At 45.7% G+C, this 20,238-nt stretch carries 13 protein-coding genes; 10 read left to right on the top strand and 3 right to left on the bottom strand.

Going from position 1 to position 20,238, the window contains the following annotated elements; genetic code table 11:
- Positions 1–441: 441 nt before the first annotated feature.
- The 3 genes from gltB (at position 442) to BUA59_RS23675 (ending at position 6,762) form a co-directional block, all read left to right on the top strand.
- The gene (gene gltB, locus BUA59_RS16705; RefSeq protein WP_072840820.1) at positions 442–4,893 is read left to right on the top strand and encodes a glutamate synthase large subunit; all 4,452 of its coding nucleotides are present in this window, start codon (positions 442–444) and stop codon (positions 4,891–4,893) included.
- A 118-nt stretch (positions 4,894–5,011) separates the two neighbouring features.
- Positions 5,012–6,433, top strand: a complete 1,422-nt coding sequence (locus BUA59_RS16700) for an FAD-dependent oxidoreductase (RefSeq protein ID WP_072840819.1) — start codon at positions 5,012–5,014, stop codon at positions 6,431–6,433.
- A 158-nt stretch (positions 6,434–6,591) separates the two neighbouring features.
- A complete protein-coding gene (locus BUA59_RS23675) occupies positions 6,592–6,762 on the top strand; it encodes a DUF6435 family protein (RefSeq protein ID WP_139248905.1) in 171 nt (56 codons plus the stop codon).
- Positions 6,763–6,854: 92 nt separating this feature from the next.
- Here the strand turns inward: BUA59_RS23675 and BUA59_RS16695 are convergent, their stop codons facing one another.
- Positions 6,855–8,441: a cation:proton antiporter family protein gene (locus tag BUA59_RS16695; protein ID WP_072840818.1), complete on the bottom strand. Its 1,587-nt coding sequence runs from the start codon at positions 8,439–8,441 to the stop codon at positions 6,855–6,857.
- Between the two features lie 290 nt (positions 8,442–8,731).
- Here BUA59_RS16695 and chvE point away from each other — a divergent pair, with 290 nt between their 5' ends.
- The 7 genes from chvE to BUA59_RS16660 all read left to right on the top strand — a co-directional run bounded on the left by chvE (position 8,732) and on the right by BUA59_RS16660 (position 17,917).
- Positions 8,732–9,793 (top strand): multiple monosaccharide ABC transporter substrate-binding protein, encoded by a 1,062-nt coding sequence (gene chvE, locus BUA59_RS16690; protein WP_072840817.1) that lies wholly within the window; start codon positions 8,732–8,734, stop codon positions 9,791–9,793.
- A 134-nt stretch (positions 9,794–9,927) separates the two neighbouring features.
- The gene (gene mmsA / locus BUA59_RS16685; RefSeq protein ID WP_072840816.1) at positions 9,928–11,466 is read left to right on the top strand and encodes a multiple monosaccharide ABC transporter ATP-binding protein; all 1,539 of its coding nucleotides are present in this window, start codon (positions 9,928–9,930) and stop codon (positions 11,464–11,466) included.
- Between the two features lie 47 nt (positions 11,467–11,513).
- Positions 11,514–12,716 carry a multiple monosaccharide ABC transporter permease gene (gene mmsB / locus BUA59_RS16680; protein ID WP_072840815.1) on the top strand — a complete coding sequence of 401 codons (1,203 nt, stop codon included), beginning with the start codon at positions 11,514–11,516 and terminating at the stop codon, positions 12,714–12,716.
- Positions 12,717–12,745: 29 nt separating this feature from the next.
- Positions 12,746–13,714 (top strand): AraD1 family protein, encoded by a 969-nt coding sequence (gene araD1 / locus BUA59_RS16675; RefSeq protein WP_084122494.1) that lies wholly within the window; start codon positions 12,746–12,748, stop codon positions 13,712–13,714.
- Complete coding sequence (locus tag BUA59_RS16670) at positions 13,711–14,481, top strand: SDR family NAD(P)-dependent oxidoreductase (RefSeq protein WP_072840814.1); 771 nt, start codon at positions 13,711–13,713, stop codon at positions 14,479–14,481. The genes araD1 and BUA59_RS16670 overlap by 4 nt, the downstream gene beginning before the upstream one ends.
- Positions 14,478–16,238 (top strand): L-arabinonate dehydratase, encoded by a 1,761-nt coding sequence (gene araD / locus BUA59_RS16665; protein WP_072840813.1) that lies wholly within the window; start codon positions 14,478–14,480, stop codon positions 16,236–16,238. Before BUA59_RS16670 ends, araD begins: the two co-directional genes overlap by 4 nt.
- A gap of 170 nt (positions 16,239–16,408) precedes the next feature.
- Positions 16,409–17,917 (top strand): aldehyde dehydrogenase (NADP(+)), encoded by a 1,509-nt coding sequence (locus tag BUA59_RS16660; RefSeq protein ID WP_072840812.1) that lies wholly within the window; start codon positions 16,409–16,411, stop codon positions 17,915–17,917.
- A gap of 145 nt (positions 17,918–18,062) precedes the next feature.
- On the opposite strand, the gene BUA59_RS16655 is transcribed toward BUA59_RS16660, so the two are convergent.
- Together BUA59_RS16655 and BUA59_RS16650 are read right to left on the bottom strand one after the other, a co-directional pair.
- Positions 18,063–19,007: a LysR family transcriptional regulator gene (locus BUA59_RS16655; RefSeq protein WP_072840811.1), complete on the bottom strand. Its 945-nt coding sequence runs from the start codon at positions 19,005–19,007 to the stop codon at positions 18,063–18,065.
- A gap of 133 nt (positions 19,008–19,140) precedes the next feature.
- Entirely contained in the window at positions 19,141–20,151 is a 1,011-nt protein-coding gene (locus tag BUA59_RS16650) for an ABC transporter substrate-binding protein (protein ID WP_072840810.1), read from the bottom strand.
- Positions 20,152–20,238: the final 87 nt, after the last annotated feature.

The raw sequence follows: 20,238 nt of genomic DNA, 5'->3' as shown, positions 1-20,238 counted from the left end.
GCAGTTTATGTTTTATCTCGACAATACCGAGTTTTCTTCTGATTCAAAGCGTATAAAATGCCATCAAATCCTCTTTTTGTGAGGCTTTTGTATAGCAAACCTCTCAATTTAGTAAAAATCACTGTAATTCCCTGAAAAACATGAATGAACAGTGGAATTTTCTGTTTGGAAAAACTCCAGCCATAGATAATTCTCTAAGTCCTCGCTATTTGCCGCTAAAACTCCTATAAAAAGCGCCAAAATAACATAAGTCAGGCCTATGCTCGTTTGAGTAGTGCTCTTCGGCAGAGTAGTATGATCATCCATTTCGGTGGTATTTTGGGTAGATGATAGTCATTCTCGAAGCGAGTTCTTTCACGCTTTCGCTTTTTAGCCCAGCCACTTGATAATCGAATTTATATCTAATTTTATTTTTTACGTTTCAACTGTGGGAGTTGGTGTATGAATGCAGGCCTTTATCGTCCTGGCGAGTTCAAAGACAACTGTGGCTTTGGCTTAATTGCTCACATGGAAGGCAATACTAGCCATGAATTACTTAAGACAGCCATTGAATCTTTGACATGTATGACACACCGTGGCGGCATCGCCGCTGATGGCAAAACAGGTGACGGCTGTGGTCTTCTTATCCAAAAGCCGGATCTATTTTTACGTGGTGAAGCACACGCTTTATTTAATCACACCTTGTCTGACCTTTATGGCATCGGCATGGTGTTTCTTGATCAAGATGACGCGCTTGCAAGTGAGCAACGTGAAACTTTGACGAAAAAATTGACTGATGAGGGTTTGAATGTAGTGGGTTGGCGTGAAGTGCCAATCGATGCGTCTTGCCTTGGTGTTATCGCGATGGATTGCTTGCCTCGTATCGAGCAAGTATTTGTTGATAGCAACCGTATGGATGCCCGTACTTTCGCAACACGTTTGTTTGTCGCTCGTCGCCAAACTGAAATCGCGTTAGCGCAATACGAAAACTTCTACATCTGTTCTTTGTCTGACAAAGTATTGGCATACAAAGGTTTGATGATGCCAGTGGACTTGCCTTTCTTTTATAAAGATTTGGGCAACGAAAAAATGCAAACAGCGATTTGTGTTTTCCACCAACGTTTCTCTACTAATACGCTTCCTAAGTGGCCTTTGGCACAACCGTTCCGCATGCTTGCTCACAACGGTGAGATCAATACCATCGAAGGTAACCGTAACTGGGCATTGGCTCGTAGCAGCAAGCTACGCACGCCTTTGATTCCTGAACTACAAGACCTTCAGCCTATTGTTAACTTAACGGGTTCTGACTCTTCTTCCATGGATAACATGTTGGAAGTTTTGGTAACTGGTGGCGTGGATATTTTCCGCGCTGCGCGTTTGATCATTCCACCAGCGTGGCAAAACGTTGAAAACATGGATCCAGAGTTGCGTGCTTTCTACCAGTACAACTCTATGCACATGGATCCTTGGGACGGCCCAGCTGGTTTGGTAATGACCGACGGACGTCATGCTATTTGTATGCTTGATCGTAACGGTTTGCGTCCTGCTCGTTGGGTCATTACTAAAAACGGCTTTATTACGCTTGCTTCTGAAGTCGGTACTTACGGCTACAAGTCAGAAGATGTTGTGTCAAAAGGCCGTGTAGGTCCTGGCCAAATGTTGGTAATTGATACGCAAAACGGCAAAGTGCTGCACACGGATGACATCGATAATCGCCTTAAATCCATGCACCCATACAAAAAATGGTTGAAGCAGGAAGCGATTCGCATCGAATCTTTGTTGGAAGAATCTTCTCTAGAGTTTGAACCTTTCACCAAAGAAGAAATGCTGACCTATCAGAAGATGTTCCAAGTGTCTTTTGAAGAACGCGAGCAAATTTTCCGTCCATTGGCAGAAAGCGGTCATGAGGCAGTAGGTTCTATGGGTGATGACACGCCGATGGCGGTTATGTCTAGCCAGACTCGCCCAGTGACAGATTATTTCCGTCAGAAGTTTGCACAGGTAACTAATCCACCAATAGATCCATTACGTGAATCTGTTGTCATGTCGTTGGAAACTTGTATTGGTGTGGAACGTAACTTATTTGAAGAAACGCCAAAACACGCAAACCGTATTATCTTGTCATCGCCTGTATTGTCACCACGTAAATACAGCCGTTTGTTAGCGTTAGATGATCATCGTTTCCGTTTGGTTCGTCTAAATACCAATTACAACCCAGAAGAAGTTTCTCTTGAGCAAGCGATTAAAAACTTGCGATTGAAAGCGGAAGAAGTGGTACGTAATGGTGCCGTGATTGTTGTATTGACTGACCGTGATATAGCAAAAGGCCATTTGCCTATTCCTTCGCCTATGGCGGTAGGTGCGGTGCATCATTATTTGTCTAAGCAAGGTTTGCGTTGTGATTCCAACATCATCGCTGACACCGGCTTTGCCCGTGATCCTCATCAATTTGCTGTACTATTAGGCTTTGGTGCAACAGCGGTTTATCCGTATCTTTCTTATCGTTTAATCAACGACATGATTGATAAAGGCGAAGTCTTGGGTGACCCAATTGCTTGCCACGTTAAATACCGTAAAGGTATTAACAAAGGCCTGATGAAAATTATCTCTAAGATGGGCATTTCGACGATTGCCTCATACCGTGGTGCGCAGTTATTTGAAGCAGTTGGTTTGGACACGAAAGTAGTCGATCTATGTTTCAAAGGTGTTCCAAGCCGTATTAAAGGCGCACGCTTTGAAGATTTCCAAAAGGATCAAGAATCCATCGCAAGCAATGCGTGGAAATTGCGTAAACCTATTCAACAGGGCGGTTACCTAAAATACGTCCATGAAGCGGAATACCATGCGTTTAACCCAGACGTAGTTCGCAATTTGCAAACTGCAGTGGGCAGTGGTCGCTTTGAAGATTTCACCAAATACACAGAGCTAGTGAACAACCGTCCAGCGTCTATGTTGCGTGACTTGTTTACTTTGTCTGACAAAGCGAAAGCCATTCCGTTAGACACAGTGGAATCTATTGAAGATATTCTACCTCGCTTCGATTCAGCGGGTATGTCTTTGGGTGCTTTGTCTCCAGAGGCACACGAGGCTCTAGCTCAAGCGATGAACGAATTAGGCTGTCGATCTAACTCTGGTGAGGGTGGTGAAGATCCAGCTCGTCACGGTACTGAGCGTCGCTCTAAGATCAAGCAAATCGCGTCTGGCCGCTTTGGTGTCACACCAGAATATTTGGTTAACGCTGAAGTGCTACAGATTAAAGTCGCACAAGGTGCAAAACCGGGTGAAGGTGGCCAGCTGCCTGGCGGTAAAGTAAACGGCTTAATCGCTCGTCTACGTTATGCAGTTCCAGGTGTTACCTTGATTTCGCCGCCACCACATCACGATATTTATTCTATCGAAGATTTGGCGCAGCTGATTTTCGATTTGAAACAAGTTAACCCAGACGCTTTGGTGTCGGTGAAACTGGTTTCTGAACCGGGCGTTGGGACGATTGCCGCGGGTGTTGCGAAAGCTTATGCGGATTTGATCACTATCTCTGGTTACGACGGTGGTACTGCTGCATCGCCAATTACATCTATTCGCCATGCGGGTTCGCCTTGGGAGTTAGGTTTAGCGGAAGCGCAACAAGCACTTCGTTCTAACGATCTTCGCGGCAAAATTCGCCTTCAAACAGACGGTGGTTTAAAAACTGGTTTGGATGTGGTGAAAGCGGCGATTCTTGGTGCAGAAAGCTTTGGTTTTGGTACCACGCCAATGGTTGCCATGGGTTGTAAGTTCTTGCGTATTTGTCACTTGAACAACTGTGCGACTGGTGTAGCGACTCAGGATCAAATGCTACGTGATGAACATTTCATCGGCACCGTAGATATGATTAAAAACTTCTTCCGCTTTATGGCAGAAGATACGCGCCTATGGTTAGCGAAACTTGGTGTTGCAAGCCTGCAAGATTTGATTGGTCGTACAGACCTGTTAGCTATCTTGCCGGGTGAAACGGATAAGCAACGTAATTTAGATCTATCACCGATCTTGAAAAACGATGCGATCCCTGCAGACAAAGCTCAATACTGTCAGACGCCATTTAACCCGCCGCACGATAAAGGCCTATTGGCTTTGAAAATGTGGGACACAGTTAAAGACGTGATTGAAGAAAAAGAAGGTGGCGAGTTTACTTTTGAGGTGACCAACTGTGACCGTTCTATCGGTGCGCGTTTGTCTGGTGAAATTGCGAAACGTTACGGTAACCAAGGTATGTCTGATGTGCCATTAACATTGAAATTGACTGGTACGGCTGGTCAGAGTTTTGGTGTATGGAACGCAGGCGGTTTGAATATGTACCTAGAAGGCGATGCTAACGATTACGTTGGTAAAGGTATGACAGGTGGCAAACTGGTTATTCGTTCTCCGAAAGGATCTGTTTTCAAATCACAAGATTCTGCCATTATCGGTAATACGTGTTTGTACGGTGCGACAGGCGGTAAATTGTTTGCCGCAGGTACTGCTGGTGAACGTTTTGCAGTACGTAACTCAGGTACTCATACGGTTATCGAAGGCGCAGGCGACCACTGCTGTGAATACATGACTGGCGGTATGGTAACTGTGCTTGGCAATACGGGTTACAACTTTGGTGCGGGTATGACTGGCGGTTTCGCTTACGTACTCGATTTAGACCGTACCTTCGTAGATAAGTACAACCACGAATTGGTGGAAATTCACCGTATCGGTACGGAATTGACGGAAGAGTATCGTTCACACCTTCGCTCTGTGATCGAAGAATACGTCCGAGAAACTGACAGCGAATGGGGCCATGAGATCCTAGAAAACTTCTATGACTACATTGGTAAGTTCTGGCTAGTCAAACCAAAAGCCGCGAGTTTAGGCGCGCTATTGGCAAACACTCGTCAACGTCCGGAATAAAACACGCTGTTATGGCGCTTGGTTTGTAATGAAACAAACTAAGCGCTGTGAACGAATCAGTCTGACCCATTTGAGAGAAGCGCTGTCTGTTTACAGGCGGCCGAGGAGATAGCAGCTTATGTCTGAGCGCTTGAACAACGTATTTCAATTCGTCGAAGTGGACCGTAAGGATCCTAAGAAAAAGCCTTTAATTACTCGTAAGGCGCAATTCGTCGAAATTTATAAACCATTCGAAGAAGTGGGTGCGAAAGATCAAGCACACCGCTGTCTAGAGTGCGGCAACCCTTATTGTGAGTGGAAATGCCCAGTACATAACTACATTCCAAACTGGCTGAGGCTGGTGAGTGAAGGTAGCATTTTAGAAGCGGCTGAGTTGAGTCATCAAACCAACTCTTTGCCAGAAGTCTGTGGTCGCGTTTGTCCACAAGATCGTCTTTGTGAAGGCGCTTGTACGCTTGGCGAAGGTGGCTTTGGTGCGGTGACGATCGGTTCTGTTGAAAAATACATCACAGATACGGCTTTTGCTTTGGGCTGGCGTCCTGATATGTCTAACGTAGTACCGGTTAACAAAACGGTTGCTATCGTTGGTGCGGGTCCTGCAGGTCTTGCTTGTGCAGATGTTTTGGTGCGTAACGGTATCAAGCCTGTGGTATTTGATAAGTACCCAGAAATCGGTGGCTTGCTGACGTTTGGTATTCCAGAATTCAAACTGGAAAAAAGCGTCATGACACGTCGTCGTGAAATTTTTGAAGAGATGGGCGTTGAGTTTGTTCTCGGAACTTCTGTTGGTGATGACGTGCCATTCGAACACGTATTGGCAGAGTACGATGCAGTGTTTTTAGGCATGGGTACTTATAAATACATGAAAGGCGGCTTCCCAGGTGAAGATCTTCCGGGTGTTCACGATGCCTTGGATTACCTGATTTCTAACGTTAACCATTGCCTAGACTTCGAAGAAGATGCTGCTGATTACGTGAACCTAAAAGGCAAGCAAGTGGTTGTCTTGGGTGGTGGTGATACAGCGATGGACTGTAACCGTACTGCGATTCGTCAAGGTGCGAAAAGTGTTACTTGTGCTTACCGTCGAGACCAAGAAAACATGCCGGGTTCTCGTAAAGAAGTGCAAAACGCGAAAGAAGAGGGCGTACAGTTCCTTTTCAACCGTCAGCCAGTGGAAATCATTGGTAACGGCAAAGTGGAAGGCATCAAGGTTGTTGAGACTCAAATGGGCGCGCCTGACGAAAACGGCCGTCGTACCGCTGAGATTGTTGAAGGTAGCGAGCAGATCATTCCTGCAGACACCGTATTGATTGCCTTTGGATTCCAAGCTAGCCCTGCGCCTTGGTTCGAAAAATTCGGTATCGAAACCGACGCTCGTGGTCGTGTCGTTGCACCGAAGAAAGGCAAATTCATGTTCCAAACTACCAACGAAAAAATCTTTGCTGGTGGCGACATGGTGCGTGGTTCTGACCTAGTAGTAACGGCTATTGATGAAGGTCGTAAGGCTGCTGAAGGGATTATGGATTTCCTAGACGTCTAAGCGCGACTGCTTCGCTCGAAACCTTGTAGTTTTTAGTCAAAGCGCCAATCAGATTTCGTCTGGTTGGCGTTTTTGTTTTGATGATTTGTAACGTTAAAACGATCTAAATCTCAGTCTGCGTCGTATTAACTCCATAAACTCATAACCATAGGCTAATTATGTTTTCTTTTCTAAAGTCCGACCCGATTAAAAAGCTCGACAAAGAATATGGCGAGTTACTAGAAAAAGCCATGCAAGCCCAACGCGGTGGCGACATCAGACTCTATTCAGAACTGACGGAAAAAGCCGAAGCGGTGAAAGCCAAGATAGACGAAGCTAGGTCTGTATAAATAGAGTCAATAAAAAACGCGGAGCCATGTTAACGGCACCGCGTTTTTAGTCTTATCTTCTAGAGCTTTATAATAGCCCAGCTTTGAAATAGCTAGGCAGCTACGGCGCTTTCTAGTGGTCGAATAAGTGCCAAACTCTCTTCAGCGAAACCTGTACCGGCTTCGGTGTAGAAGTTGAAGACGTTGTCTATGCCGCTGTTGATGAGGATTTCTCTTTCATCTTGATAGCGAGCAATAGCAGCGATTTGTCCAGTGTAGTTGGCTTTACGCAGCTGTATGGCGACATTGGTCGTGTCTTCTGTTGCAGGCAATGCCAACAAAACGAGCTCAATTCGAGACGTGTCCAAACGTTCCCACAAATCCGCATCTTCACCGTCGCCGTAGAATACATTTTCTTTAGCCGCTTGCATTTGGTTAATACGATTACGATCCGCATCCATTCCAGCGACGGTGTCACCCACCAAACCTTTTAAAGAGTCAAATGCCCCGCGTCCAACTCGACCTAAGCCCACCACGAGAATGTCACTGTTTACAGGTTGTACGAAGATATCTTCGGATAAACAATCTGCGCTTTCAAAACGGCGAATGATGTCTTTGTTTTTCCGGTACATACGGTGAACGTTGCGATAAAGCACGCTTGTGATCACGAAGGAGAAAGACACTGCCAATGCTAATACGACAAGCCATTCTTTTTCTAACCAGCCGTTTGCCACACTCAGTGCAACGACAATTAAGCCAAATTCACTGTAGTTAGAAAGAATGATCGATGATAAAAATGAAGTTCGGCCGCGCAGTTTCATTTTTGTCATTAATACGAAGAAGAGTGCGAACTTCACCAGAATCACTAAAGTAATGATTAGGCTCATGCCGACCATGCTTAATGTGGGTAATGCGGTGAAGCCGATGGACAAGAAAAAACCAATTAAAAACAAGTCCTTGAAATTCATTAGCGACTTATTCATTTCTGCGGCTTTGGGGTGTGACGCTAATAAAATACCGAAGATTAGTGCGCCTAAGTCGCCCTTTACACCAACAAGGTAAAACAGTTCATAGCCACCTAGCGCAAGAAAAAGACCTGTTAATGGCAGCATTTCCCCGTGACCAGCTTTGTCGACGATTTTATTGATAATCGGACGAATCAGTAGCAAGCCAAATAACCCCAGCGCCCAGATAGAAGGCACTTTACCGGTAGCAGCCACAAGAAAAACTACGGCTACAATATCTTGCATAACTAAAATGCCAAGAGATAACTGTCCATGGCGAGTTTTTAGTTCGCTACTTTCTTCTAGCAGTTTCATTATACAAACAGTACTGGAAAAACTGAGTGCGAAACCGATAAGCGCGGCGGTTTTAAAATCAAGCACACCAAAATATGGAAGGCTTAATGTACCAAGCAGCAAAGCAATCCCGGCAAATAGGATGGTGCTTATTCCTATATGACTTAGCGTTGATGCCCAAACTTCACGTTTTAGAAGGTCTTTAACATGTAATTTCAAGCCGATACTAAACAGCATTAGTGTGATGCCAATATTGGCGAGGGAGTCCAATGTATTGCTTGGTTCCAAACCAGCATAGTTAAGTAAAAAACCAGCTAATAAGAAACCAATTAATGGCGGTAAATTGATCACCTTGACGGCCAGTCCGCATACAAATGCGAATAAGATCCAAATGAATTCCATAGATTCCTTCTAAATTAAAGAATGTGTAAAGGGGAGTTTTATCATACGGAATTTGTCTAAGCCGCGCAGCACGTAATGCTGCAAAATATTCGTTCTCGCATAATAAATTAACATATCAAAAATGATATGAAGAGCAACATTTATTCTATTTGATTGGTATGTTCATTTTGCCTACTCTGCATAACAGGTTTTTCAAGACCTGATTGGCTCGAAAAAATAATCATAAAAAATCTATGGCCACCTGAAGCTTGTTCCTTACGGTGCTCGCTTGGCCGTAACAGGAGAAGCTAATGAACTATCTAAAGAATACCATTGCTGGTTTAGTACTAGGTGCCACTGCGCTGAGTTCCGTTAGTGCTTTGGCTGCGAATGGTTATGTTGGTATTGCCATGCCAACTAAGTCTTCCGCTCGCTGGATCACCGATGGTGACTCCATGGTAAAACTCTTCAAAGATGCTGGTTACAAAGTTGACCTACAGTACGCAGAAGATGAAATTCCAAATCAGCTTTCCCAGATTGAAAACATGATCGTAAAAGGTGTCGATGTATTAGTCATCGCCGCGATTGATGGTACGACTCTATCTAACGCATTGGAAAACGCCGATGCTGCGGGTATTAAAGTTATCTCCTATGACCGTTTGATTAAAAACAGCCCTTATGTGAGCTACTACGCGACATTTGATAACTTCAAAGTCGGCGTGTTGCAAGCCAAGTCTTTGGTAAGTGGCATGGAAAAACGTGGTAAAGGTCCTTACAACGTCGAGTTGTTCGGTGGTTCTCCAGACGATAACAACGCTTATTTCTTCTATAACGGTGCAATGTCTGTGCTTCAGCCGATGATCGATTCTGGCAAGGTGAGTGTCGTTTCTGGCCAAATGGGCATGGACAAAGTTGGTACCTTGCGTTGGGACGGTGCGACTGCTCAAGCACGTATGGATAACTTGTTGTCTGCTCATTACACCAAGAAACACATAGACGGTGTGTTGTCGCCTTATGATGGTATTTCTATTGGTATTTTGTCGTCACTTAAAGGTGTAGGTTACGGTTCTGGCAATATGAAAATGCCGATTGTAACGGGTCAAGATGCAGAAGTGCCATCAGTGAAATCCATCATCGCAGGTGAACAATATTCCACCATATTTAAAGACACGCGTGAATTAGCCAACGTAACGGTAGGCATGGTTCAAGCTGTATTAAATGGTGCGAAGCCTGAAATCAATGACACTAAAACCTATGACAACGGCATCAAGGTGATTCCTAGTTATTTGCTTGAGCCTGTAACAGTTGATAAATCCAACTGGCAAGATGTGTTGCTAGGTAGCGGCTACTATACGAAGTCTCAGGTCGAATAAGCGCACGACCACTGCGCTTGCCAATTCTTTGTTAAAAACTTTTTATTTATCCTAATTCAACAATAATAAACCAGCGGAGGCGTTGTTGACCGTGTGTCGATACGGCAAGAGCGCGTCTGCTAATGGGATGTTTTATGGAAAATATTATTTTGGAAATGCGCAGCATTACCAAGACGTTTCCTGGAGTAAAAGCCCTCGACTCGGTGAACCTTAAAGTTCGTGCTGGCGAGATTCACGCTTTAGTGGGTGAAAATGGCGCGGGTAAATCAACTCTCATGAAGGTGTTGAGTGGGGTTTATCCACATGGAAGTTATCAAGGCGATATTCTTTTTAATGATGAAACTGTCGCGTTTTCCGGCATCACGGACAGCGAAGAAAAAGGCATCATTATTATTCATCAAGAGTTAGCGTTAGTGCCGCTTTTATCGATCGCAGAGAATCTATTTTTAGGTAATGAGAATGTCGAAGGTGGCGTGATTAATTGGCCGAAAACCTATTCTCGTACTCAAACGTTATTAGCAAAAGTTGGCTTAAAAGAGTCGCCATCGACCTTAGTGGGTCAATTAGGTGTGGGCAAACAGCAACTCGTTGAGATTGCCAAGGCCCTTGCTAAAGATGTGAAATTATTAATTTTGGACGAACCAACGTCCGCACTGCAAGAGAACGACAGCGCCAAGTTGCTTGATTTGTTATTGGAGTTTAAAGCACAAGGTATCTCTTCTATCTTGATTACCCACAAGTTGAACGAAATCAGCCGTGTGGCAGACAGCATAACCGTTATTCGTGATGGCGCTTCTGTATCTACACTGGATTGTCATGCGCAAAATATCAGTGAAGAAGACATTATTCGCGACATGGTTGGCCGTGATATGGCGGACCGTTATCCACAAAGAAACAATCCAGCGCGGGAAGGCCATCTAGGAAAAACCATGATGGAAGTCAGTGGCTGGAATGTATGGCATCCCGATGCAATAGACCGCCAAATGATTCATAACATTGAGTTCAATGTACACGCCGGAGAAGTGGTTGGTATCGCAGGCTTAATGGGTTCAGGTCGCACCGAGTTGGCGATGAGTTTGTTTGGTAAAAGCTACGGTAAAAATATCCAAGGTGAAGTGCGTTTGCGTGGTGAAATCGCCGATTTGTCTACTGTGCCAAAAGCCATAAAAAGTGGCTTGGCGTACGTGACTGAAGACCGTAAAGAATTGGGTTTGATTCTAGAAGAAACCATTCAGACCAACACCACGTTGGCAAATCTTAACCGAGTGTCTTCCCATGGTGTGATCGATGAAAACATCGAACGCCAAGTGTCAGAAGACTATCGCAAAGCACTAAACATTCGAACACCAAGTGTGTTTCAAAAAGTGATGAACTTATCGGGCGGTAATCAACAAAAAGTGGTGTTGAGTAAGTGGCTATATTCGCAGCCAGACGTTTTGATTCTAGACGAGCCAACCCGAGGTATTGATGTGGGCGCTAAGTTCGAAATTTATAACATCATCAACCAGCTTGCTGATGATGGCAAAGGCGTGGTGATGATTTCTTCAGAGATGCCAGAGTTGCTTGGCATGTGTGATCGTATTTACGTGATGAATGAAGGGCGTTTTGTTGGCGAGTTAGACAAAGCCAATGCAAGCCAAGAAAAAATCATGTCAATGATAGTAAAAGCCTAGCGATAGCAATAATAACGGCGAGAATAATAATAGCGGGAGCAATAAAAATGGCTACAACAAAAGAAACCTCTACTGTGGTACAAGCGGCACCGTCTGTTACCAGCTACCTGAAATCACATATGCGTGATTACGGTATGTTGATCGCGCTTGTTGTCATCATGGGCATGTTTCAATTTTTGACCGACGGCACCTTAATGCGTCCGGTTAACTTAACCAACTTATTTTTACAGAACAGCTACATCATCATTATGGCTATTGGTATGTTGCTGGTGATTGTCGCCGGCCATATCGATTTATCGGTAGGCTCTGTGGCGGGTTTCATCGGTGCGTTGGCGGCGGTTATGTCAGTCAATTATGACTTACCGACCATTCTTGTCGTGCCTGTGTGTCTTGTCGTTGGTTTGATTATCGGTGGTTTGCAAGGCTACTGGATTGCCTACTGGAAAATACCAGCCTTTATCGTCACCTTGGCAGGCATGTTGGTGTTCCGTGGTTTGACCTTGGCATTGCTTGAAGGTCAGTCTGTTGGGCCTTTCCCGAAAAGCTTCCAATTGTTGAGTACCGGATTTATTCCTGACGTGTTTGGTGTTGGTCGTCCGAATGTTACTGCGCTTGTGCTTGGTATCTTAGCGGCGAGTGCAATTTTGTTCTTGGCTGCTCGTACTCGCTCTCGTGCACTGAAGTACGGTATTCAAGATGAACCATTTTCTTTCTTCATCGTTAAAAACGTATTAGTTGCTGCTGCGATCATCTATTTGTCTTACTTATTAAGTACTTATCGAGGCTTGCCGAATGTGCTGATGTCGATGGCGGTGCTGATTGCGATTTATACCTTTTTGACTAACAGCACCACCATCGGTCGTCGTATTTATGCTTTGGGTGGTAATGAAAAAGCTGCCAAATTGTCAGGTATCAATACCGAACGTTTGACCTTTTTGACCTTCGCCAATATGGGCATGTTGGCGGCCTTGGCTGGGTTGATTTTCGCGGCACGTTTGAATACTGCCACGCCAAAAGCGGGTTTTGGTTTTGAATTAGATGTTATTGCTGCCGTGTTTATCGGTGGTGCCTCCATGTCGGGCGGCGTTGGTAAAGTCATCGGAGCGGTGATTGGTGCCTTCATCATGGGTGTCATGAATAACGGGATGTCGATATTAGGTATAGGGATTGATTGGCAGCAGGTTATCAAGGGCTTGGTATTGCTCGCTGCGGTTATCTTCGACGTCTACAACAAACAAAAAGCGCGTTAAGAAACAAAAAACGTCTTAAGGAGTCATTTATGTTGTTTTTATCTCAAATTAAACAAGGTGGTGTGGTGTGTCGTGAAGGCGGCGAAGCACACCTTGTTCTTTACGCATCGAGTGTTTACGAACTCGCAAAAGAAGCCGTTAAAAATGGCGTGCCGCTGAAGTCTATTATTGAAAAACATGGCTTGGGTGAGTCGGTGAATTTGGCAGAGCTTGCTAAGAACAATCAGCTAGATTGCCCTGTTCGTCACCCAGATCCAGCGCACATGTATTTGACTGGTACTGGTTTGACGCACCTAGGTTCTGCCGCGACTCGTAATGCCATGCATGCGAAAAGCGAAGAGCTGACGGACTCGATGAAGATTTTCCAAATGGGCGTTGAAGGTGGCAAACCGAAAGACGGTCAAGAAGGTGTTCAGCCAGAATGGTTTTATAAAGGCAATGGCGCTGGCGTGATCGCACCAGGCGATGCCTTACCTTCACCATCCTTTGCTTTGGATGGCGGTGAAGAGCCGGAGATCGCTGGCTTTTACTTGGTGGGCGAAGACGGCAAAGTACATCGTCTTGGTTACACCTTGGCGAATGAATTTTCGGATCACATAACAGAGCGCCAAAACTATTTGTATCTAGCTCATTCGAAATTACGTCCAGCGGCGTTTGGTCCTGAGTTGCTGGTGGGTGAATTGCCAATGCACATCGATGGTCATTCGCGCATTGAACGCGGTGAGAAAACACTTTGGGAAAAAGGCTTTTTATCAGGTGAAGACAATATGTCGCACACCTTCAAAAACTTAGAACATCATCATTTCAAATATTCGATTTTCCGCCAGCCAGGCGATCTGCATGTGCATATGTTTGGCACAGCAACCTTGTCTTTTGCCGATGGTATTCAGGCACAAGAAGGCGATGTCTTTGAAATTTCCTCTCCTACGTTTGGTCTGCCATTACGCAATGCCTTGGCGAAAGCGGATGAACTCGATACCGAGGTAGCGCCGTTATGAATAAAACAAAGAGCGCCGTTTATCCAGATTTAAAAGATCGCTCGGTCTTTATCTCTGGCGGTGCAACCGGTATCGGTGCTGCTATTGTCGAAGCGTATGCCAAGCAAGGCGCGAAAACGGCCTTTGTGGATTTGGATGAAAAAGCCGGCACGGCGCTCGCCAAACGTCTTAAAAAAGACGGTTTTGAAGTGCGCTTTGAAGTGTGTGATATCACTGATATTCAAGATTATCAAAGCAAAATCCGTGCAGCCGCAGAGACGTTTGGGCCAATTTCTGTATTGATGAATAACGCAGCTAACGACGTGCGCCATTCCTTGGAATCGCTGACAGAAGAGCGTTTTGATGAGCTGGTTGGGGTGAACATCAAACACGCTATGTTTGCCGCGCAAGCAGTCGCGCCGATGATGCGTAAACTCGGTGGTGGTTCGATTATCAATTTTGGTTCTGTGGGATGGATGATGGCGACAGCAGGTTATCCAACTTACGGCACGAGCAAAGCGGCAACTCATGGCTTAACTCGATCCCTTGCTCGTGATTTAGGTGGCTCTGGTATTCGTGTGAATACCTTGGTGCCTGGCTGGGTGATGACAGAAAAACAACTGCGCATGTGGGTTGATGACGCGGCAGAAGAAAAAATTAAACAAAGCCAATGCCTAACAGGCAAGGTGCTACCTGAACATATCGCCAATATGGCGCTGTTTTTAGGGTCCGATGCGGCGGCAATGTGCTCGGCGCAAAACTTTATCGTTGATGGAGGTTGGGTATGAGTGATTCTGAGAAAGGCACGTTCGTACCGAAAACATGGCCCCGCAAATTACGTTCAACCGAATGGTTTGGCGGTACCTCACGTGATCATATTTACCACCGCAGCTGGATGAAAAACCAAGGCTTGCCGGCGGACTTATTTGATGGTCGTCCAGTGATTGGCATTTGTAATACTTGGTCGCAGCTTACACCTTGCAACGCCCATCTTCGTGATCTTGCTGATCGAGTAAAACACGGTATTTATGAAGCGGGTGGTTTGCCACTAGAGTTCCCTGTGTTCTCTGTGGGTGAAAGCTCACTGCGTCCTACCGCGATGATGTATCGCAACATGGCGGCGATGGACGTCGAAGAAGCTTTACGAGCGAATCCTCTTGATGGTGTTGTCTTGTTAGCAGGTTGTGACAAAACCACACCGGCGCTGCTTATGGGTGCGTGTAGCGTCGATATTCCAGCGATTGTTGTGTCTGGTGGCCCGATGTTGAATGGCTACTTCAGAGGCGAGCGTGTGGGATCTGGCACGGCGCTGTGGCAAATGTCAGAAGACATTAAAGCTGGCAAGATGACCCAAGAAGACTTCCTTGAGGCAGAGCAATCTATGTCTCGCTCTGCAGGTTCTTGTAACACCATGGGCACTGCTAGCACCATGGCGTCTATGGCTGAAGCTTTGGGCATGGCGTTATCGGGTAACGCGGCAATTCCCGCGGTAGACAGTCGCCGTCGTGTCATGGCGCACCTTACTGGTCGTCGTATTGTTGATATGGTTAAAGACGATTTGAAACCGTCTGATATTTTGACTCGCCAAGCCTTCGAAAACGCGATTCGTGTCAATGGCGCGATTGGTGGTTCTACCAATGCCGTGATTCACTTATTGGCTATTGCTGGTCGTGTTGGTGTGGATTTAACCCTAGATGATTGGGATAAATTAGGCCAAGAAATCGCCACTATTGTGAACCTGATGCCGTCAGGCAAATACCTTATGGAAGAATTCTTCTACGCAGGTGGTTTGCCAGTCGTAATCAAGCATTTGGCAGAAGCGGGCAAGCTGCATAAAGACGCGATTACTGTGTCCGGTGAATCAATTTGGGACGAAGTGAAAGAGGTTCGCAACTGGAACCCAGACGTTATTTTGCCAGTTGAAAAAGCACTGACACAAAAAGGCGGTATTGTTGTATTGAAAGGCAATCTTGCGCCACAAGGTGCAGTATTGAAACCTTCTGCCGCGTCACCACATTTATTGCAACATCGTGGTAGAGCGGTAGTTTTTGAAGACATTAACGACTACAAAGCCAAGATCAATGACGAAGCTTTGGATATAGATGAAAACTGTGTCATGGTGCTAAAGAACTGTGGTCCAAAGGGTTATCCAGGTATGGCGGAAGTTGGCAACATGGGCTTGCCGCCAAAAGTGTTGCGCAAAGGCATTAAAGACATGGTACGCATTTCTGATGCTCGTATGTCGGGAACGGCTTATGGAACCGTGGTTTTGCATACTACGCCAGAAGCTGCTGCTGGTGGACCATTGGCCGTCATTCAAAATGGCGACATGATTGAACTAGACGTAGAAAACCGCCGCCTTCATGTGGACATTTCCGATGAAGAAATGGCAACACGTTTAGCAAACTGGAAAAGTCATTTGGAACCACCAAAAAGTGGTTACATCAAACTATTCCATGATCACGTACAAGGTGCTGATACGGGTGCCGATTTTGACTTCTTAAAAGGTTGTCGAGGCGCTGCGGTGCCAAAAGATAGTCATTAAATTAAGTTTTTAAGTCTGACCCTGCCTTGTTATGGCAGCACCGCCCCAACGGACATCCCTGTCCGCGAGGGGCGTAACGCCCATCCTTGGGCTTGATGCTTGCCATCACTAGGCTACTTCAGAGCTTAACTTAATGGGTTGAATTTCATTTATTAAAGAGAGGAGTGAGTATGTTAACGGGACAGCATTTTATTGCCGGTAAATGGGTAAAGGGCGACGCAACATTTTCTTCAACGCCTGCTACAGGACCTTCTCATGAATTTGCCGTTGGTCGCGTGTCTGATGTGGATGCGGCAGTAGAAGCGGCCGAAGCAGCATTTGAGGCGTTTGGCTATTCCTCTCGTGAGGATCGCGCGGCTTTTCTAAATGCCATTGCTGACGAAATCGATGTGCTAGGCGATCAAATTACTGAAGTCGGCGTACAAGAAACCGGTTTGCCAGCAGCACGCTTGCAAGGCGAACGCGGTCGTACAACAGGGCAACTTCGTTTGTTCGCTGAGCGTATTTTATCAGGTGAATACTTAGATCGTCGGTTTGATGAAGCCTTGCCAGATCGCGCACCATTGCCACGTCCAGATATGTACATGGTACAACGTCCTATCGGCCCAGTTGCTGTGTTTGGTGCGTCTAACTTTCCATTGGCGTTTTCAACAGCTGGTGGCGATACCGCAGCGGCTCTAGCGGCAGGTTGTCCTGTTGTGGTGAAAGGACATTCTGCTCATCCGGGAACGGGCGAGCTTGTGGCGCAAGCGGTTGAAGCCGCGATAAAACGTTGCAAGATGCCAGCGGGCGTTTTTTCCTTGATCCAAGGCGGTAACCGTCAAGTTGGACAAGCGTTAGTACAGCATCCGCTGATCAAAGCTGTAGGCTTTACTGGAAGTTTGGCTGGCGGTCGTGCCTTGTTTGATTTGTGTGCGGCACGTCCAGAACCGATTCCTTTCTTTGGTGAGCTGGGTTCTGTGAACCCAATGTTTTTGATGCCAGAAGCCGTTAAAAATCGTGCCGAAGAATTGGGCAAAGGTTGGGCAGGTTCATTAACCATGGGTGCTGGACAGTTTTGTACCAACCCAGGTATTGCGGTGATGCTGGATAACGCAGACTCAAAAGCCATGATAGCAGCAGCGAGTGCAGCTCTATCCGAAGTCGCAGCACAAACCATGCTTACTGATGGTATTGCGGATGCTTATCGTTCTGGTGTGGTGGCGATAGAAAAAACCGGTATTCAGTCAGTTTTACGTACGGCAGATACAGAAGATCGTACCGCACGACCAAACTTGTTCACGGTAACAGGTCAAGCGTGGTTGGATCATCCAACATTACATCACGAAGTGTTTGGTCCTCTTGGCTTGGTTGTTTTAGCAGACAGTGTTGAGCAAATGGTCGAGCTTGCTCGTCATTTGGAAGGTCAGCTGACGTGCACCATTCACCTTGATGAAGGCGATTATGCTGTTTGTCAGAAACTCTTGCCTGTATTGGAACGTAAAGCAGGGCGTTTGCTTGCGAATGGTTTCCCTACTGGTGTTGAAGTGAACGATACCATGGTGCATGGCGGTCCTTATCCTGCGTCGACAAACTTTGGTGCAACATCAGTCGGCACCTTGTCGATTCGTCGTTTCTTGCGTCCTGTTTGTTACCAAAATATTCCAAAAGCATTGTTACCAAAAGATCTAGCTGGCTAGTTCTTATGTGTTGAATGAGATTTATCGATTTTTATTGAAAGAAAGCCCAGGCGGGTTGTTAAGCGAGTTCGGTTTTGAAAGCAACCGACTCGCTTTTTTTTCAGTTTTTTTGTGGTTTATTTCGAGAAGATTAACAACGAGTTATTTACGCGCTGGTAGGTTTTTGTTCCAGCTCGGCAAGCACCAAACGTTTGAGCTGGTTGGCAAGAGGGGATAATTGGCGACCGCGCATTTGCAATAAATAATAAGGGCTCATGACAATTCTTCGGTCTAGCTTGAGTGCTCTTAGATCCGCACGTACTTTATGACCAGTCAGCAAATCGCTCACTTCTCTTGCGATAGGTGCAATGGCATTGGAAGACACAAGAATGGCAATTAAGGCTAGTAAAGACGTACTGTTGGTGATGCTTAATGGCAGCTCGGCACGTTCTTCCATGAAGGCCGCTTCGACCGCTTCACGTATTGGTGCTCGGTGAGATTGCATGACCCATTCAAAGTGCGCTAAGTCGCGAATTTTGACGGTATCTAAACTGGCCAATGGGTGATCTTTGCGAACCATTAGCGTGACGGATTCTGTACGAGCTGGGTAAATTTCAAACTCGTTGGCATCGTATTGTTTGGGAATTCGCGCGAGGACAAAGTCATTATGTCCGGCAATTAAATCCCGCACCAAAATATCACTGGTATCAACATTGATGTCAATCTCGGCTTTTGGGGCGATGGCTCGCAATTGCTGGATAGCGGGAATTACAAAGCCGACTGCGGCGCCTGTTACTGCACCGATGGCCGTGGTTCCGCCGCCGCCTTCTTTTAGTTCGCCTACTTCACGGGCAAGATCTCGCAGCTCAACCAGAAGATTGTGCGCACGACGTGCAACAGCTTGACCTACCAGTGTTGGCTCCATGCCTTTGGCATGGCGAATAAATAAACGTGTGCCAATGGTTTGCTCAATTTCACTTAACATACGTGACGCGGCAGGCTGTGTCATCGCCATTTCATCCGCAGCGATGCCAAGTTGACCATGCTCTGAAATGACCGAAATCAAGCGCAACTGATTGAGTTTTAAATGCTTGGCCAGACCTATGTCCATATCGACCTCTGTTGTTATTATTTAATCAGGCTATATTAGCGTAAAATGATACGAAATGTTTTTAAAATCAATAAAAAAGCCCAAATAAATGGGCCTTTTAAACGTCTTCTATTTCATGAAATTATGGTATTAATTAAGGAATAAATTGACGATTTATAGCTGACTCTGGATCAAAACTGTCGACAGAAATGTTCTGCGCTTTGGCTGTCCATTTCCATGTGGTGGCGAGTCGTTCTTTGGTAAATGCGCCGTAGCCATCTTTATCGCTGACTGCGTTATAAACTAAGGATTTGATTGAGTTAATAGTGTCTGTCGCAGTGCTTGCATCGACTTCTGGCACCATGTCATGAACGATCCGCCCGCTTTCTTCTGGATGCTCCCAAGTATATTCAATGGCTTTTTTATAGGCTGCAACAAAGCGTTTGGTTGTGTCTGGATGTTTATTGAGAAAGCGATCAGATGCAATGATAGAAGTGGAGTAAAACTCTAATCCGGCATCATACCAAGGTAGTACTCGCAAGGTTTGGCCTGCACTTTTAGCTTGTAGTTGATAAATCACCGTGTCAGTTACCCACGAAATAACCACATCGGTGTTACCGGAAAGTAACATTGGGTTTAAGGCGCCAGCGTCTGCTTTCATCAATTTTATGCTGCTTGGATCAACGCCATTCACGTCTAACAGCAAAGGTAAGAAGACATTTGAAGAAGTATAAGGCGAGGTTGCAATACGTTTTCCTGCGACGTCTTTGACACTCTTAATATCTGAGTTAGAAGGAACAAAGAAAGCATGGGGAGCTTTACTGAAAACCGAATAAACCGCAGAAACCGGCACATCGTTTTGAGCTTTTGCCATTAACAGTGCGACTAGGTCGGACAATCCCAAATCGGCATTACCAGTGGCGAGTTTGCTAATAGCGTCGGTGGAGCCACGGCCGCTGGCAACGGTTACGTCTAAATCGGCGTCTTTGAAAAAGCCTTTTTTGATACCCACATAAATCGGCGCTTTGTCGCCACCCGGTAGCCAATCAAGCTGAAACTTCACTGCATCAGCAGCGAATACGGTACTGCCATTTAAAGCTGTAAATGCCAGGGCCCCAGCTAGGCATAGATTACGAAATAGCGGTGTTTTTAGTTGGTTGTTCATTGTTTTCTCCATGTTTCATCATAGATTCGGCGTTGCTTTTTAAGCAAACCAAACTCAGTCACTGAAACAACCACAAAGAAAACAAGA

The organism is Marinomonas polaris DSM 16579, assembly GCF_900129155.1.
Lineage (GTDB): Bacteria > Pseudomonadota > Gammaproteobacteria > Pseudomonadales > Marinomonadaceae > Marinomonas > Marinomonas polaris.
Note: the sequence above shows the minus strand (reverse complement) of the source record. Positions and strands in the feature narration are given on the sequence as shown.